Origin of the sequence: Bacteroides sp. AM16-13 (genome assembly GCF_003602705.1) — a bacterium.
Classification (GTDB): Bacteria; Bacteroidota; Bacteroidia; order Bacteroidales; family Bacteroidaceae; genus Bacteroides; species Bacteroides xylanisolvens.
Genome location: NZ_QTLK01000018.1, coordinates 121,530 through 138,593, shown reverse-complemented (window position 1 = coordinate 138,593; position 17,064 = coordinate 121,530). Strand labels below are relative to the sequence as shown.

Sequence of the window (17,064 nt, the reverse complement as noted above, 5' to 3'; positions counted from 1 at the left end):
CGTTTCCACTCACAAAGATAGTCGCGGTCTTGCTTTTCATAGAGGAAATATAGGCATTAAAATATAGACTTCAAACAGTACGTACTGTTTTCTACACTCCATTCAGTTAAAAGCAACTATACTTATACTTTCCTCTTTTTAAAAGCAATGAAGTACCCGGAAATTTATTACCTTTGTGTAATTGATTTATAAAACCGGAGTATATGAGCACTAAAATTTATCCCATCGGCATACAGAATTTCGAAAAGATTCGTAATGACGGCTATTTATATATTGATAAAACGGCATTGATGTATCAAATGGTAAAAACCGGTAGTTACTATTTCTTAAGCCGCCCGCGCCGCTTCGGAAAGAGTCTGCTCATCTCTACTCTTGAAGCCTATTTTCAAGGAAAAAAAGAACTGTTTACAGGACTGGCTGTAGAAAGGTTGGAAAAGGATTGGATTAAATATCCGATACTACATCTGGACCTTAATATCGAAAAATATGATACGCCGGAAAGTCTGGATAATATACTCGAAAAATCGTTGACTGCATGGGAAAAGCTCTATGGTGCCGAGCCATCCGAACGCTCATTTTCTTTGCGTTTTGCCGGTATCATAGAACGCGCCTGCAAGCAGGCAGGACAACGCGTAGTTATTTTGGTAGATGAATACGACAAACCCATGTTACAAGCTATCGGCAATGAAGAGTTGCAAAAACAATTCCGGAATACCTTAAAACCATTCTATGGGGCACTCAAAACAATGGATGGCTATATAAAGTTCGCGTTCTTGACCGGCGTTACAAAGTTCGGCAAAGTCAGTGTGTTTAGCGACTTGAATAATTTGGATGACATCTCAATGCGAAAAGATTATATTGAAATCTGCGGTGTCAGCGATCAGGAGCTTCATGAAAACTTAGATATCGAACTTCATGAGTTTGCAGAGACGCAAAGTTTGTCGTATGACAAACTCTGTACAAAACTAAAAGAATATTATGATGGCTATCATTTTACACATAATTCTATCGGTATATATAATCCGTTTAGTCTGCTCAACGCTTTCAAATATAAAGAATTCGGCAGTTATTGGTTTGAGACGGGGACACCTACCTATCTGGTTAAGTTACTAAAAAAGCATCATTATGATCTGGAACGGATGGCACACGAAGAAACTGATGCACAAGTACTGAATAGCATCGACTCCGAATCAACCAACCCGATTCCAGTGATTTACCAAAGCGGATACCTCACCATTAAAGGATATGACGAACGTTTTGGCATATACCGTTTAGGTTTCCCCAACCGTGAAGTAGAAGAAGGATTCATTCGCTTTCTGCTTCCTTTTTACGCGAATGTGAATAAGGTGGAATCCCCATTTGAAGTTCAAAAATTCGTCCGTGAAGTAGAAACGGGAGATTATGATTCTTTCTTCCACCGCCTGCAGAGTTTCTTTGCCGATACGACTTACGAAGTAATCCGGGAGCAGGAACTACATTATGAGAACGTACTTTTCATCGTTTTCAAGCTGGTTGGCTTCTATACCAAGGTGGAATACCACACTAATGACGGGCGTATAGATCTCGTGCTACAGACAGAGAAGTTCATTTATATAATGGAATTCAAGCTAAACGGAACAGCAGAAGAGGCTTTGCAGCAAATTAATGACAAACGCTATGCGCTGCCTTTCGAAGCGGATGGACGGAAACTATTCAAGATAGGGATTAACTTCAGTGAGAAAACCCGTAATATCGAAAAATGGGTAGTAGAATCCTGAAGTATACCCCGCCTTGACAAAGAGTCTGTTATTATTAACGTGGTGATCTTATTCCAATCCCGGCCACGCTTCTGTTGAATACGTAGCCTCAAGCGCATTTTCTAAATTATCATTCAGACTCGGGAAGAAATCGATTCCTGTCTTTTCTTCCAGTTCGTCTATTGATAATGCATAGTCAACTAACTTTGTTGATTTCGGAGAGTCGGTATGCTCCATCCAAAAAGCGATCGCTTTGAATGAATCTCCTTTTTTAAACAACAAAGCCATATAATAATATCTAGGAATGGGCTTGCTACGGTCGTTACTAATATATCCTCTGATCTGATCTTCCTTATCAATCGTTCCTCCTTTTACCACATATAAAGTATCTGAAGATGTACAGCTACGTCCCCATGATTGCACCTGTCCCTCCAAAGTCAACCATATACCTGTATTAAATTTATTCCGTTGAGGACTCATATTAGTGTAATAAAAAGTCTGTTCATTTACCTCACGTGAATAAAGTCTGTCGGCGGAAGCACAAAGATGTCCTCTGTCATAACCTTGTTTTCCAAAATCTGCTTGTACACGTTGATACTGTGAACCAATAGCTGGATCTGCATCAAAAGGTTCATCACTACGTGACACATTTTGCTGTTTTGTTTGATTGTCAAACCGAAATGCAATCCAACGGGAATGTTTCTTACTCTTATCGTATTCCATACTGAAAGAGGTTACTTTCTGTCCATTGAATGTCGTATAGTGAGTTACAAACACATCGTTTGCACCATTGCGAAGGGCAGGAAGTTCTACGATACCGGTGGCAAAATTATTGGAGTTGTTGTTTTCATCTTTATCACAAGCACAGAAGCTTATGCACAACAGACTCAATAAAAGATACTTTTCTAAATATTTCATATTTCAATTCTTATGATAACCTACGATACATATCCCTATTTCCTGTATAAGAGGAAAAGAAAAAATATCTCAAAGAGAAAACTCAATTTCTCCTTTGAGATATTTTTGTTATACTAGTCTAATACTATCATTTCAGCTTGACACCAAAGACTGCACCACGTTCTTTGTCTGTCGAAAATTTAATCTTAGAATTAGCAGTGATGCCAATTAAAGTATATTCGTGATAGTCTGTATCAGTAACGGGCACAATTGTAAAAGCAGTTCCCGAACCTGAAAAGCCTGTATTCGCAATCAAACTCACCGTCTTTGAAGCCTCACCACCTTCAAAAGTACCTCCACCTACAATTTCTACAGTTAGACTTGTACCATTCTTACCACTCCAAGCAACAGAATAAAAAGATAATTTTGTTTTTACAGTCCCTAGAGCGTCAGATGTCCATGTTCCAGCAACGCCATTTTTTCCCAACTTTAAACTAGCAAATTCATTCACAGTACAATTATAATAGAAATCGACTTTAGAATCAGAAGTAGTAGGCATTGCTATATTACTTTCGTATGGATCCAGCTCTGGATCTGGTTCCGGATCTACTCCTCCACCGTCTACGATTCCACCATCTGTCGTTTTTAAACTAGCATCATCAACCAATAAGTTTCCTCCAGGTTTCTTCGAGTTCATTACAAGCAAACATATCTTTTTCTGCTCTAATAAAGTAAATGTATAACTTTTAACCACCCAATCAGCATTAGTCAAATCATTGGCATAATCACCATACTTGTAATCATTTCCACCAATTACACCATCATCACCAATTGGTACATAACCTAAAGCTGCACTTGCTGTACTTCCTGCTGTTGCAGCTTTTAAATATGCACTAAAAGTATAAGTACCAGCCTTCAATGTCATTTCTGTACTGCCTAGGCGCTTATTACTTTGTGGGTCACCCTTTACCAAAACGGACGAAGCACCACTCCGTTTATCAGTAGACTGTTCAAGAGTCGCACTACTTGCTGTAGATGCAGACTTCCAACCTGTCGGATATCCATCTGCCCAGTTTTCAAATCCTCCATTAGTTAATAACTCTGTACCTTCTCCTGGGGTTTCTCCACCACCTTGGCCTTTTCCTGCTTGAATATCATCTAAACGATAGCTTAAAGCTTCTGTGCTACTTGTACTAGTATATTTGAATCCAACAAAACCCGTTTGTCCTGCATAACTATCCAACTTAGCTTCCAATGGCACCCATGTGTTATCAGTTGTAGGCATCCCATCAATTGTCAGCTTACTAGATTCCATCTTACCATTCACTAATTTCAAGAAGTAAACTTCCAAATTAGAATTAGCAGCTGCTGTTGCATAATTATAAACCGCACACTTGAAAGAGACAGTCTTATCTGCGATTTCATCAACCTTAAAAGCCGGAGTTACGAACCAACATTCAAAATTACTACCTGAAGCATTGTAAGAAGTAGCCTGAATATATTTATCTGTATTATTAAAGATTTTTCCTTGCCAACGTCTACCACCAGCAACAGCTACATTATACCAATTTGCCAAAAGATAATCGTTATTATTTACTGCATCATCAAAAGTAGCAGAGAATGAGTTCACAGGATTAGAATCATCCAGTCCGAGAGGATTATCCGGATCTGTTTCACCACTTCCACCAACATCTTTACCATCTAATGTCGCTGCAGTTGTACTCTTCACTCCTGGAAATCCATAGAATTTTTCCAATGAACCCTGGATAGCAAGAATATGTCCCAAATTAGTGGCATTTTCTGCAAGGTTTAATTTCGAATACAGCTCTGTTCCAGAACTTAATTGCACGCAAACACAATTCTTTACATTTGTCTCTGTTGCACTAGCAGCTATCAACAGATTATTTTTAGCTGTAAATGGTGCTGCAAATTTTGCACTTCCAGAAGGATCTTCGTAATTTTCTACAGTACCCACAATATATCCTTGCACCCAAGCAATTGTACCGTCTTGTTTCTGTTGTGCTGCTTCTATGCTATATGGATTTTCTTTCGTACCATCACCCGTCAATCCCGGAACATCACCTTCTCCCAATATATCATAAGGAGCCGGTACATCACTACATGAACTAAATGTGAACACCGCAAGCAGTGTCAAGAATAAAGCATTTAGAATCTTTTTCATAATTATATGTGTTAATTGAATTAATTATTTCGTTTGATATCGCTTAAAGTACGAACAACAACCTCCCACTGGTTATTGTAACGCAACAAAATACCTGTAATATTTACACTACCTTGCGGCATTACTTCCATTGAGAAGTTTGCATAAGCACTGGTATAAAGGAATAGATTACTTCCACTCTGCGTACCGTCAGCATAAGTGAAATAACGTTTTACTGAACCTTCATCTCCTGGAGCATAAGTCGCTGTTCCATCTGCTTCGGAAAGTTTTATATCTTTGAAAGTAACCAGTACCGGAGCTTCTTTCAAGTCTATAGCAGCAAGATCAGCTGGAGTAGTAATTTCAATCGGTGTCAGTTCTGGATAGTATAATTTAGGTTCATTAATCAGACGTACATGTTGTTTCCATACATATTCCGGCATACGGCCTACAGAATTATTATATACTGTTCCGATCTGTGCCTGTTTACGATAGCTACCTATCTGCAAACCCTTACAGTCGATTACCACTTTCTGTCCTACCGGGCAGAATGCATACAATCCGGTTGCATTAACACCAATAACGATAGCACCTGTCTCATCTGCTACCACCAGCTTCTTATATAAGTTCCCACTTTCGTCATCGCAGGTAATCACTCCTTCAATGCGCGTTTCACCTTCGATAGTGGTATAGGTATCTTTACTTGTATCAATGAAATCATTGTATTTCTCTTTCAGCGCAGCTATTGAAATGGTGCGTCCTTCCGGGATTGAATTATTGCCATAAGCATTTCCCGTCACCGGATCATCATAGTTCTCACAGGAAGTGAGACCTGCGCCACATAGCAGCAATCCGGTACATAATATAGATAGTAATTTCTTCATAATTGTTTCTTCCTTTCTTATTGTTTTGGATTGATAACTACACATTCTTAAAATCTATAACCAATGTTCAAGAAAGCGTTGAACGGGAATGCGTAGAAATACTTAGAGTTCTTAGAAAACTTGTAAACACGTGCGTCACCGTCTTTGTAATTATCATCACGGTTCTGTTCGAAACCACCTGTACGCAAATCTGTATTGTTCAAGATATTAGTCAAACTCAAATTAAGGCTAATGCTCTTTCCATTGCGTAAACGAATGTATTTTCCGATGGAAGCATCCAACATAAATCCACCATCCAGTTTCTCCTGACCCGGTACATGGAGAACCGGATTTCCATTAGCATCTACGCCGGCACCATTTTTATCCAATACGCTGCCAAGACGACGATAGCTTGAGAAATCGATATATACACGATCATAATAGTTTCCGGTCAAATTGAAGAACCAACCTTTTACGTTATAATCCAAAGCAAGGCTATAAGCAGAAAGCGGAGTACCATTAGCACGCATACCTTTAGCATAAACACGATCGAGGTTTGACTCATTCTCACTTTCATATGTCAATACAGCATCCGGATTATTGGTGTATTTAGCTTCACTCCAAGTACCGATAGCCGTCAATGAAAGTTCACTTGTCAACTTAAAGGTAGCCGCTGCTTCTATTCCCCAATGTTCCTTTTCAATGCCATTCATAGAAAGATAAGTGAAACGTGCTTCGCTATCATTATAAAAAGCATCCATTTCTACCTGATTCTGGAAGCGAGTGTAATAACCAGTCAAACGTCCCATCACCCATGGAGTGTTGAAGTTATAAGTCAAATCACCACCAATGATGCGCTCTGTTTTCAAGTCTCTCACAAAGTCATTCTTAATACGTGGAGCAATAAAAGAGTTATAGGCCAACGGTGCACGTTCTTCATATCCGGCATTCAACGTGAAAGAATGGTTACCATTGATAGCCCAATTCAAACCGGCTTTTATACCTCCTTCAAGGAATTTAGCCGTACCGCTGCTACCAAGTGATTTCAACGGAGCACGTCCGTTTCTCATCAATCCATCGCGGAACATCTGTGTAGATCCTATCTTACCGGAAGCAAAATAGTTTAATGACCCGCCATTGTTACCCTGATAACGCACCCATGCACTCTGCTTATTCACATAGATGTTATAATCATAACCAAATTTATCACCTTCACCAATACGGCGGTTAGGATTATCAAGATCATTTTGCACCATACTGGAACTAGCTCCATGATCGCGCACTGCAAATTTGTCGACGTCAGTATAAAGCTGTCCGCCCAGCAAATCCTTCATTTTTTTATAATGCATACCTTTGGTTGTATTCACGGCAACTCCCGCAATGTAGCTGTTGTGTTCATTCCATTGATGATTGAATACCGAACTAAGGTTGAAAGCCAACTGATCATCATGACGTTCTTCTACATAATAAAGTGTCTCTTTACCTAATGCATTCGCCTGTTTATTGGCAAAATAAAGAGCATCCCAATCTAACTGACGATAAGCTTTATTATTTTTCCAATTATCTGTGACTTCATTAAACTGCTGCAATTCATCGGCAGTAGGAACAGATTCCCACACGTCAAAGATTGAGCTAGGCAACTTTTTATAATAATCCGGGCGTGGATCGGCCGCATTACCATTCCAGCCTAGAGCACTTTTCCCATAGTTAGAATATTTGAATCCGGCACTTGTCACTAATTTCTTATTATCATCAATAGTGAAATTCCATGAAGCAATAGCCGATGGTTCGAACTGACGTACAATACGTGCATTTCGTTTTTCTCCATTCTGATATCCCCAGTTCGGATTATAATAATGACTGTTCGCTAAATAATAAGCTTCTTCGGTTGCCGCCATTTGCTGTCCTCTCTCTGTCGGTGTTCCCCAAGTTGCCAAAGAGAGACTATGGCGTTCGTTGAATACTTTCTCCGCACCGAGGAAGTAAGAAAAAGAATTATATTTGATTCCTTCAATATTTCCCTCATTACCCCAGCGATAACCTAATGATCCGGTAAATGCCCAACCATTGTTCATCAGACCTGTAGAATAAGTATACATTCCACGCAAAATGTAGTTGCGGTTACTACCTGACAGTGTTAGTTTTGAGCCAGCCGCATATTGGCTGGCACGTAAATTGATATTGGTGGCACCTCCTATCGCACCAAAAGTAAAGTTGTTAAATTCAAAAGGACCGATCCCTTCCTTATTACGGGTAGCATCGTTCAATCCTCCTATTAATCCGTAGCTGAAACGTCCTGTTTCTGCATCATTAAACTGTACCCCATTGATATACATGTCACTGTACTGGGAATCATATCCCCTTACACGAAATCTCATTGGGCTAAACAGATAACCTACATTTGACAGATAAACATCATTGTTAGAAGTGACCAATGCAGATGTGCTCTGTGCTGCATCATCATCCTCATTCAATTGTGATTCTGTAAACATGAAAGAAGCATTGTCCTCACGGGCGTTTTGCTTTGCCTTTTGCTGCGCAAAAAGTGCTGGCATTAAGCAAAATAGCACGATCGCTAACCCTAGTCGTTGTTTCATAATTTAATTTATATTAATGTTAATTGGTCTTTCATTTTGCAACATAAAAGAAATATGTTGTTACGCAAAATAACAAAGAATTTTATATATAACAATGTTTTTTGCAAAAAAAGTAACTAGCAAGGGTGGTTTTTCCGTTTTCTTTTTAGATATTTGTCATACAAAAGACAAATTACCCACTTTTAAAATCAATTTTAAAGATGAAAAAAAGCTTAATGACTTTAGGTGTACTCGCTCTTTTTGTCCTCATGGCCTACGGACAAGAAAAGAAATTTGCCCTCTACAGTGTAGCGTTCTACAATATGGAGAATTTGTTTGACACCATTCATGATGAAGGTAAGAATGACTACGAGTATCTTCCTAACGGTACTAATCAGTGGAATACGATGAAGTATAAGGCTAAGCTGAAAAACATGTCGGAAATATTAAGTATGTTAAGTACCGACAAGTTACCAATGGGTCCCGCCATTATCGGCGTTTCTGAAATCGAAAATTACAGAGTATTGGAAGACATACTGAAACAACCTGCCTTAGCGGACAAAGGGTACCAGTATGTTCACTACGAAGGAGAAGACAGACGTGGTGTAGACTGTGCTTTTTTCTATAATCCCAAATTGTTTGAACTGACAAATAGTAAACTCGTACCTTATGTATATATCAATGATACAGTGCATAAAACACGTGGTTTCTTGATTGCCAGCGGTAATATCGCAGGTGAGAAAATGCACTTTATCGTCAATCACTGGCCTTCGAGAGCTGCCGCTTCTCCGGTGCGTGAACGCGCAGGGGAGCAAGTTAGAGCGATCAAAGACTCACTGTTAAGGGAAGACTCCGCAGCCAAAATTGTTATCATGGGGGATATGAACGATGACCCGATGGATAAAAGTATGGCTGTAGCACTTGGAGCTAAGCGGAAACCTGCTGATGTAGGTCCTACAGACTTGTACAATCCGTGGTGGGATACTTTGAAGAAAGGATACGGAACTCTGATGTACAAAGGTAAATGGAATTTGTTCGATCAAATTGTATTCACCGGGAATTTGTTGGGCACTGACCGCAGTACACTGAAATTCTATAAACATGAAATCTTCCGCCGTGATTTCATGTTCCAAAAAGAAGGGAAATATAAAGGATATCCTAAACGGACGCAAGCAGGTGGTGTATGGTTAAACGGATATAGCGATCACTTGCCTACTATTATTTATCTAATTAAAGAAGTGAAATGACAAAAGCATTATTTAGACTATTCATCCTGTTCATAACCTGTAGCACTGCAATCTCATGTAGTGAACAGGATTCTCCCGAGCTCCCTGATAATCCGGGCAATACGAATCAAGGAATCGCCTCTATAGACCAAACGCAAATCAATGGAAACGGAGGCGGATTTATCATTCGTGTAAAAGTTGACGGCATATGGCAGGCTTCAAGCAGTGAGACTTGGTGCACATTGAGTAGAGCATCCGGCAATGGAAATGGCTCTATCAGTGGATATATGAAAGCAAATACCGGAGCTGAACGAAGTGTCATTATTACAATCACTTCCGGAAAAGAAGAAGCCCAATTTACACTCAAACAATTAGCAGGCGATAGTTCGAATCCGGATCCAGACCCGGATCCGGAAAAACCTTCTGGATATGCAGGGAGGATTGAAATTCCGAAGTTGAAAGGTGGAAGCATGAATCAATTCATAACACATACTACAAACATAGAAGGGAAAGAAATTATAACATATAGTATGGAATATGATTATTCAAAAAAGCATGCACGCTGGGTCGCATTTACTTTTGATAGTAAAACTAAAATATCCAATGTATCTCGTACTGACGCCTGGATGTACGATAAAAAAATACCCGAAGAATATAGGACTTATGAAAAAGACTATAAAGAATATAGTAGAGGACATTTATGTGCATCATACGATCGTACATACTCACTAGAAGCAAACAAACAAACTTTCTATTATTCAAATATGAGCCCCCAATCAACAGCTTTCAATACTGGATTCTGGACCAAATTCGAACAATCAATAAAAGCTCCAAATGGAAAGAATGATTTTGTACATAAATTAGGAGATAATGATACGTTATACGTTGTTAAAGGAGGGTATATAGATGACGAAGAAATAAAATATACGGGAAATCATGTTGCTGTTCCACGTTTCTATTTTATAGCTCTTCTTTTATACCAAAATGGGCAATACACACAGGGAATGGCGTATTACGTGAATCAATTTGATTATGACCCAAGTTCCACTATCAAGAGCTATGCTATGTCTATAGATAAGCTGGAAGAGAAAACCCACATTGATTTCTTTCATAATCTTCCGCCCGATATTGAGTCAGAAGTGGAAGCTAAATACAATGAAAAAGCATGGTTCCAATAGGAAATATCAAGTTATTGCAATCTATAGTATAATAATCATGAATCATTGGAAAGAAGCTTAGGATACACTGTAAATCTTTTCACCTTATCTGCCATCTGCAACAAAAAAAAATGCCAAAGACACCAATAGCCAATGTAGCATAGTGTTGCAGATAGCAGATATTTTGCACGTTTTCAACCTTATATCAAACATACTTTAATATGACAAGTAACATTAATAAAGAAAACAAAGTCACTAAAAACATCGTAACTGATTTATGAGGCACACAGCTATACAACTGTTCCATATCCACGTAGTATTCTCTTTTTATAATAAGAGGAACTTAGCAAATAAAAAACAAACTTTCATTCTTCATCATCCAACAACCACCTCCATACCGGCACAACCCGAATCGTCTTCTCTCCTTCTACGATCATTTCCTCTTCGTCTCTGGTAATAATACACAGATCATCCACTGCCACATTTTCTGCAAGTTTCAGTAAGGCATTCACTTCTCGTTTTCGAGTCTCTGGATCTTTTAAACTATATGATACTTGTATGGCCTTATGTGCTTCATCCAGATAAAAGTCTACTTCTATATTCCGATGATAGAAATATAAACCATCGCCATACCGTTTCTTTAGTGTTACTGCTACAAGATTTTCCAATAAAGAAGTTTCCGGGTCCATTAAAAACAGACTCAGTATTCCATTATCCATAAAATAGAACTTTTTATTGGATACTTTATCAGCTAACTTACTTACATAGTTTTCTAAAGGAAATAGGATCCAGGTATCTTCCAGATAATTCAAATAGTCTATAATAGTATCAGTGGTAATTTTCTTGCCTGTAGAAGATACTAAATTAGCCAGGCGAGTGAAAGAAGAAGGCTGTTTCACGCTTTCAGCCAGTTTTCGAATGAGTACCTTTAACGCCATATCATTTCGAATAGAATAACGAGCCACTAAATCACCGAAGAATATCTTATTAAAAAGACTACTCAGCCATTGTCGCTTCTCTTGTCCCTCGGCCACTAACAGTTCAGGCAAACCACCAAAACGAAAGTAAGTATCGAAATGTCGGACTACCTCCGAACGGTTCTTATAAATCCAAAGCTTATCTAATTGAACACCGTTAGATGACAAATACTCACGGAATGAGAAAGGATAGACGTATTGAATCATAAAACGTCCCCCTAGAGTAGTAGCTATATCCTTACTCAACATCTTAGCATTGCTCCCTGTTACATAAACCCTGTACTTCTGATCGGCAAGCCGTCGGACAAATTGTTCCCAATGCGGTACAATCTGTATTTCATCTAAAAAAAATATAGGACGATGAGAATACATCTCTTCATAACATCTCTTTATCATATCAAGATGTTCTGTATCCATACCAGCTATTCGCTCATCCTCAAAATTAAAGAAAAGAATCTCTTCCGGTGAAATACCTATCTCTATTAAATGATGTATCTGCTGATACATCAAATAAGACTTCCCAACCCGACGTAAACCTACAAAGACATAATTGAAGTTATCAGATAGAGTCACCGCACGTTTCACGAATGACACGCTCTTTACAAACTGCTGATATTCAGCTATCAATCCTTTTATCAGTTCCTTATTCATTTTACATTATCGATTATATTCGACAAATATAGATTATTTTTATCGAATATAGTCGACAAAAACACATCTATTTCATCGATTATATTCGACAAAATAGTAAATTACTAGAACTAGGACTAATGAAAAACGATCAATTGCTCCCCTTTCTTAAATATAAAAGAACAGCAACAAAACGAGATTACAAGCAATTACCACACCGAATCCTCCCAAAATCCAAGGACGAAGTTTACTCCCCTTCCCTGCAAAGAATAGAGCATAGAACATGTTTACCATTATATTGCTAATAATAGCCTGCATACTACAAGCAGTAATTATCAGTGCAGCCACACTGCCTGTATTTTGCAACAAGTTTAATATAAAAGGAGTTATATCACTAAAACCGGAAACAAAAGACAAGAGATTTAATCCGCCTGTGCCCGCATACACTAACGTATAGTGAGTTAAGAAAGTGAATATCACAAAGAGTACGGCAAAAATCAAAGCAACTTTAAATTCCAACGGGTTGCTACTATCATCTTCTTCTGTTTCAGCAGGCTGGTCTTCCGGTCGTTTTTGTCGGGAATGGATAAACCAGGCAACAATAGCCGCCACCACCGCCATAGTCAACAGATACGGATAAATAGACAGGAAGATTTCTCTACTGAAAATAAGTATCAGTATCATAAATCGTAGAAACATCATGCTGACAGCCAACAGCATGGCAGCAACATAATCAGTCGCTTCCTGTTCAGAGGCTTTCCGGCTTTTACGGGCAAGTACCGAGATCGTAGCCGTACTGCTGTATAATCCACCAATAATACCAGAAACTAACGTTCCGGATTCATGGAATACATATCTCTTTAATAGGTAAGAGAGATAGGAAATGCCGGATACTACTACCGTTGCCAACCAGATAGAATAAGGAGTAAGATTAATATCCGGAATCAGATTCTTATGCGGAAGCATCGGTAATATGATACCGCTGATAGCCAAGAACTTGGCTAACGTAATCATTTCATCATTCTTCATCCGTTGAGCAAACTCTGTAAAAGTATGTTTGAGTTCAGTCAGCAGGAGCACAGTCACAACTACCATGACATAAAACCAGGAAGGTTGGGTAGCTACGATAGGAGCCATACAATAAGTAATCAGGGCAATAATGATGGTAGTTACACCAAAAACATGAAATTGTGATTGCTTTACATAATAGTTTAATCCCAACAGCAATCCCAATACCGCTCCACCTCCCATAAACAGACGCATATCCGTAGGGTCTAAGATATAAAGCAAGTAACCCAGTATACCAATAAAAGTAAAAGTGCGGTCAGTTCCGAAAAGAGTAGTCTCCCCCTCACGCTTCAGACTGATTCGACGTTGCGAAAGTCCAATTAATAAAGAAAACAAGGTTACTAAAACAAAAGTAACCAATTCACGCGGCACATAGCTGTACAACTGTTCCATATCCATACACTGCTCTCTTTTTTATATAAGAACAAATATACGGTTTATTTGTTAACGCTCACCACGTTTTATACGGTTTTTTCATTAGCTGTGAATTATAGTAGCGTATGTCGCCCGTTACCTCCTCACCAATAAAGTCGGGTTTTACAAAAGCCTCATCTTCCGATTCCAACTCTACTTCTGCCACAATAAGTCCTTCATTCTCACCATAAAACTCGTCGATTTCAAATACATGTTTGCCACTACGTACCAAATAACGGGTCTTGTCAATAATCCCCGGTTCGCAAAGCTTCATCAATTCTTCTGCTTCTGATAAAGCCAGCTCCTTTTCCCATTCATAACGACTGGTACCGGAAGCATTAGAGGCTCCCTTTATTGTCAGATAACCTTTTTCATCCCGAATACGAACCCGGACAGTACGCCCGCGAGCACTACTGATATACCCCTGCACAATATGACTCTGCGCAAAAGCCGAAGACTTGAATTCACCGATAACTAAAAATTTACGTTCTATTTCCTGTGCCATGGCACAAAGATAAATTAAAAATTGAAAATTGAGAATTGAGAATTAAAAAATGATAGTTTGATACCTCACATCATGTATCAGAAAACTACAATTCTTAATTCTCAATTTTCAAGTCTCAATTTATTTCAGAATCTCGTCATAAACTCAATCACGATTTTGTCCCGTTCCGATTCTTTTGGAACGCCGGAGTTCTTATAGAAATATTTCTCGAAGTTCAATCGGAGGTCGGCAATGAAAGCTTTGGAAAGACTTAGCGTGATTCCACCCGTCACACGATGCCGGGCATAATCATTTATAATCAGAGCTTTTGTCGTTTCATCCATCTTGCCATCACTATGATCGGTCATCATATCATAGCGAGCCAGGAAAGAGATTTTATTGAACACTTTCTTTAATGGTAAATCGTAATTAATAAAACTATTCACCGCATGAACATCTTTAAATGCTTCGTGGCCGTACATTTTATATAAATATTCCGCCTCAATATGAAAACGGTCATTCTGATAATAGACACCGGCATCGTACATATTAATCCGCACATTTTCCGGTTTTATCATTTGGGTGCTAAGTGTCAGATTCCAGTTCTTATTGGGCAGTAACTGCGCTTTTATGGAGTAATTCAGCGTTTTATGCCATTCTTTCTGATTTGTCAGACCGGAGCCGTTGAACAATCCCCCTTCAAGAATAAATGGGAAACCGTCTTTATTCGTATAACCAGCCGTCAAACCGACATCACGCACATTTCCTACTTGCTTGGCAATGAATGAACGGTTGGCAAAATACTGCTGATGTGGTGAGCGGTGAGCATCTATCGTGAAAGGAACGCGCATCTGACCGATCGTAAAATTCAGGTCTTTCACCGGAAAAACACGTGCATACGCATCAAGCATTTTAATGGAACCTTCGTCGGAAAGGTCGATTTCCGCTTTATAGGCAACTAACGGATGTACATTGCCCGAAACACTGAAGCGCGCGTTACGTACTTCAAAACGACTTTCACTTGTTTCTGTCTGGTATTCATATTTTCCCCGGATAGTTCCGTGAATCTCCGGCAGGTAATCCTTAAATTCCATTGTCTGCTTATCCAGCTTCTTGCCATCCCCGGCATCTTCTTTTGCCTGCCCAAAGGCCATTGTCGCCAGCAAAAGCATGACGACGGTTGTTGTGATTCTACTCATTTCAGTTGTATGCTACTAAATTCACGGCAAAAGTACAACTGTGAGGATACACGAAGATGACAAATCGAATACAGGAAAATGACAGAAAAGTTACATTCATATTACATAGAATACAAATGCATTACAAAACAAAGAGTTCACCACAGATTACTCAGATTAACACAGATTGGATTTGATATTCATTCTATCAATAGCCAAACAGTCTGGGTTGACCATGTAATTTGTGGTGAACTTATCAGCCGAAAAAGGAAAATGCAATCAGCATAATCAATGCCAAAATAATTAATGAGACGAACACTATTTTGACAACCTTTTGAGCTTGTTCTTCTTCTTTTTTGGTAATCGCTACTTTTTTCTTCCCCTTACTCATAATAGTTAGCTTTTAAGTTCAACGCTAACAAAGTAAGTACAAATCTATTAACTTTCCAAAAATAATTCTTGCTAATTTTATTTTTTATGATTCTTGTGAAGAAAACTCCATCAAATAAGCTTTGATAAAACCATCTATTTTGCCATCCATCACGCCGTTCACATCCGAGGTTTGATAGTTGGTACGGTGGTCTTTCACACGACGGTCATCAAATACGTAGCTTCGGATTTGAGAACCCCATTCGATTTTCTTCTTACCGGCTTCCACCTTCGCCTGTTCTGCCATACGGTGCTGCAATTCCTTATCATATAAGATAGAACGTAACTGACGCATTGCATTCTCACGATTCTTCGGTTGGTCACGGGTTTCGGTATTCTCGATCAGGATTTCTTCTTCCTCACCGGTATAAGGGTCTTTATACTGATAACGCAAACGGACACCGGACTCCACCTTATTCACATTCTGTCCACCGGCACCACCGCTTCGGAACGTATCCCAAGAGATATTGGCAGGCAAAATATTAACTTCAATACTGTCATCTACCAACGGAGTAACAAACACAGAAGCAAAAGAGGTCATACGTTTACCCTGCGCATTGTAGGGAGAAACACGAACCAAACGGTGCACACCGTTCTCTCCTTTCAAATAACCATAAGCAAAGTCACCTTCGATATTGATAGTACAAGTCTTGATTCCGGCTTCATCCCCTTCCTGAAGGTTGGCAATGGTAGCTTTATAACCATTTGTCTCGGCATAACGCAGATACATACGCATCAACATGGAAGCCCAGTCCTGACTTTCCGTACCACCGGCACCTGAATTGATTTTCAGCACACAATCCATCTGGTCGGCTTCATCACGAAGCATATTTTTGAGTTCGAGTGCCTCTACCGCCTCACTGGCTTTTGCATAAGCAGCATCTACATCTTCCTCAGTCACCAGTTCTTCTTTATAGAAATCAAATGCCAGTTCGAGTTCGTCTGCCAGCGTTTTGAGTTCGTTGTAGCCTTCAATCCACTTTTGCAGATCTTTCACCAATTTCATTTGAGCTTCGGCCTTCTTCTGGTCATCCCAAAATCCCGGAGCTTGTGTTCTTAATTGCTCTTCTTCGACTTGAATTTTCTTCCCGTCGATGTCAAAGATACCTCCTCAGCGCATCAGTGCGCTCTTTCACGTCTTTAAGTTGTTCAATAGTAATCATTTGATTTACAATTTTATTATTTACAAATTTCAGATATCGGGGGACAAAGATAAGCAAAAATCTGCTACCTTTGTTTTTGTTATTAAAATGTTGTCATATTATGAA

13 protein-coding genes are annotated in these 17,064 nt (G+C 39.1%); 3 read left to right on the top strand and 10 right to left on the bottom strand.

From position 1 onward, the window contains the following. Positions 1-203 precede the first annotated feature (203 nt). Complete coding sequence (locus DW173_RS15580; protein WP_087318173.1) at positions 204-1,757, top strand: ATP-binding protein; 1,554 nt, start codon at positions 204-206, stop codon at positions 1,755-1,757. 48 nt (positions 1,758-1,805) lie between these two features. On the opposite strand, the gene DW173_RS15575 is transcribed toward DW173_RS15580, so the two are convergent. The 4 genes from DW173_RS15575 to DW173_RS15560 all read right to left on the bottom strand — a co-directional run bounded on the left by DW173_RS15575 (position 1,806) and on the right by DW173_RS15560 (position 8,254). Beyond that, on the bottom strand, positions 1,806-2,654 hold the full coding sequence (locus tag DW173_RS15575) for a DNA/RNA non-specific endonuclease (RefSeq protein ID WP_022199040.1): 849 nt from the start codon (positions 2,652-2,654) through the stop codon (positions 1,806-1,808). 127 nt (positions 2,655-2,781) lie between these two features. Continuing rightward, complete coding sequence (locus tag DW173_RS15570; protein WP_229037498.1) at positions 2,782-4,815, bottom strand: DUF6359 domain-containing protein; 2,034 nt, start codon at positions 4,813-4,815, stop codon at positions 2,782-2,784. Between the two features lie 20 nt (positions 4,816-4,835). After that, entirely contained in the window at positions 4,836-5,678 is an 843-nt protein-coding gene (locus DW173_RS15565) for a DUF5689 domain-containing protein (protein ID WP_004313872.1), read from the bottom strand. Positions 5,679-5,725: 47 nt separating this feature from the next. Further along, positions 5,726-8,254 (bottom strand): TonB-dependent receptor, encoded by a 2,529-nt coding sequence (locus DW173_RS15560; RefSeq protein ID WP_008024272.1) that lies wholly within the window; start codon positions 8,252-8,254, stop codon positions 5,726-5,728. A gap of 200 nt (positions 8,255-8,454) precedes the next feature. Between DW173_RS15560 and DW173_RS15555 the strand changes: the two genes are divergently transcribed. Next, positions 8,455-9,480 carry an endonuclease gene (locus DW173_RS15555; RefSeq protein ID WP_087323930.1) on the top strand — a complete coding sequence of 342 codons (1,026 nt, stop codon included), beginning with the start codon at positions 8,455-8,457 and terminating at the stop codon, positions 9,478-9,480. Next, the gene (locus DW173_RS15550) at positions 9,477-10,637 is read left to right on the top strand and encodes a DNA/RNA non-specific endonuclease (RefSeq protein ID WP_087323928.1); all 1,161 of its coding nucleotides are present in this window, start codon (positions 9,477-9,479) and stop codon (positions 10,635-10,637) included. Before DW173_RS15555 ends, DW173_RS15550 begins: the two co-directional genes overlap by 4 nt. Positions 10,638-10,981: 344 nt before the next feature. On the opposite strand, the gene DW173_RS15545 is transcribed toward DW173_RS15550, so the two are convergent. The 6 genes from DW173_RS15545 to prfB all read right to left on the bottom strand — a co-directional run bounded on the left by DW173_RS15545 (position 10,982) and on the right by prfB (position 16,959). Further along, a complete protein-coding gene (locus tag DW173_RS15545; RefSeq protein WP_087323926.1) occupies positions 10,982-12,244 on the bottom strand; it encodes an ATP-binding protein in 1,263 nt (420 codons plus the stop codon). Between the two features lie 147 nt (positions 12,245-12,391). Beyond that, entirely contained in the window at positions 12,392-13,684 is a 1,293-nt protein-coding gene (locus DW173_RS15540) for an MgtC/SapB family protein (RefSeq protein ID WP_008776007.1), read from the bottom strand. A gap of 58 nt (positions 13,685-13,742) precedes the next feature. Continuing rightward, complete coding sequence (locus tag DW173_RS15535) at positions 13,743-14,210, bottom strand: CYTH domain-containing protein (RefSeq protein WP_120144723.1); 468 nt, start codon at positions 14,208-14,210, stop codon at positions 13,743-13,745. Positions 14,211-14,335: 125 nt separating this feature from the next. Beyond that, positions 14,336-15,388, bottom strand: a complete 1,053-nt coding sequence (locus DW173_RS15530) for a porin (protein WP_120144722.1) — start codon at positions 15,386-15,388, stop codon at positions 14,336-14,338. 235 nt (positions 15,389-15,623) lie between these two features. Continuing rightward, positions 15,624-15,758, bottom strand: coding sequence for a hypothetical protein (locus DW173_RS24340; protein ID WP_049701693.1), 135 nt, complete (start codon positions 15,756-15,758; stop codon positions 15,624-15,626). 84 nt (positions 15,759-15,842) lie between these two features. Beyond that, a protein-coding gene (gene prfB / locus DW173_RS15525; RefSeq protein WP_117683141.1) for a peptide chain release factor 2 occupies positions 15,843-16,959 on the bottom strand; the annotation gives its coding sequence in 2 pieces (ribosomal slippage) (positions 15,843-16,895 and positions 16,897-16,959; 1,116 coding nt in all). Positions 16,960-17,064: the final 105 nt, after the last annotated feature.

Excerpts from the sequence above, each read along its gene's own strand:
- DW173_RS15580 (WP_087318173.1), top strand. The coding sequence starts at position 204 with ATGAGCACTAAAATTTATCCCATCGGCATACAGAATTTCGAAAAGATT.
- DW173_RS15575 (WP_022199040.1), bottom strand. The coding sequence starts at position 2,654 with ATGAAATATTTAGAAAAGTATCTTTTATTGAGTCTGTTGTGCATAAGC.
- DW173_RS15570 (WP_229037498.1), bottom strand. The coding sequence starts at position 4,815 with ATGAAAAAGATTCTAAATGCTTTATTCTTGACACTGCTTGCGGTGTTC.
- DW173_RS15565 (WP_004313872.1), bottom strand. The coding sequence starts at position 5,678 with ATGAAGAAATTACTATCTATATTATGTACCGGATTGCTGCTATGTGGC.
- DW173_RS15560 (WP_008024272.1), bottom strand. The coding sequence starts at position 8,254 with ATGAAACAACGACTAGGGTTAGCGATCGTGCTATTTTGCTTAATGCCA.
- DW173_RS15555 (WP_087323930.1), top strand. The coding sequence starts at position 8,455 with ATGAAAAAAAGCTTAATGACTTTAGGTGTACTCGCTCTTTTTGTCCTC.
- DW173_RS15550 (WP_087323928.1), top strand. The coding sequence starts at position 9,477 with ATGACAAAAGCATTATTTAGACTATTCATCCTGTTCATAACCTGTAGC.
- DW173_RS15545 (WP_087323926.1), bottom strand. The coding sequence starts at position 12,244 with ATGAATAAGGAACTGATAAAAGGATTGATAGCTGAATATCAGCAGTTT.
- DW173_RS15540 (WP_008776007.1), bottom strand. The coding sequence starts at position 13,684 with ATGGAACAGTTGTACAGCTATGTGCCGCGTGAATTGGTTACTTTTGTT.
- DW173_RS15535 (WP_120144723.1), bottom strand. The coding sequence starts at position 14,210 with ATGGCACAGGAAATAGAACGTAAATTTTTAGTTATCGGTGAATTCAAG.
- DW173_RS15530 (WP_120144722.1), bottom strand. The coding sequence starts at position 15,388 with ATGAGTAGAATCACAACAACCGTCGTCATGCTTTTGCTGGCGACAATG.
- DW173_RS24340 (WP_049701693.1), bottom strand. The coding sequence starts at position 15,758 with ATGAGTAAGGGGAAGAAAAAAGTAGCGATTACCAAAAAAGAAGAAGAA.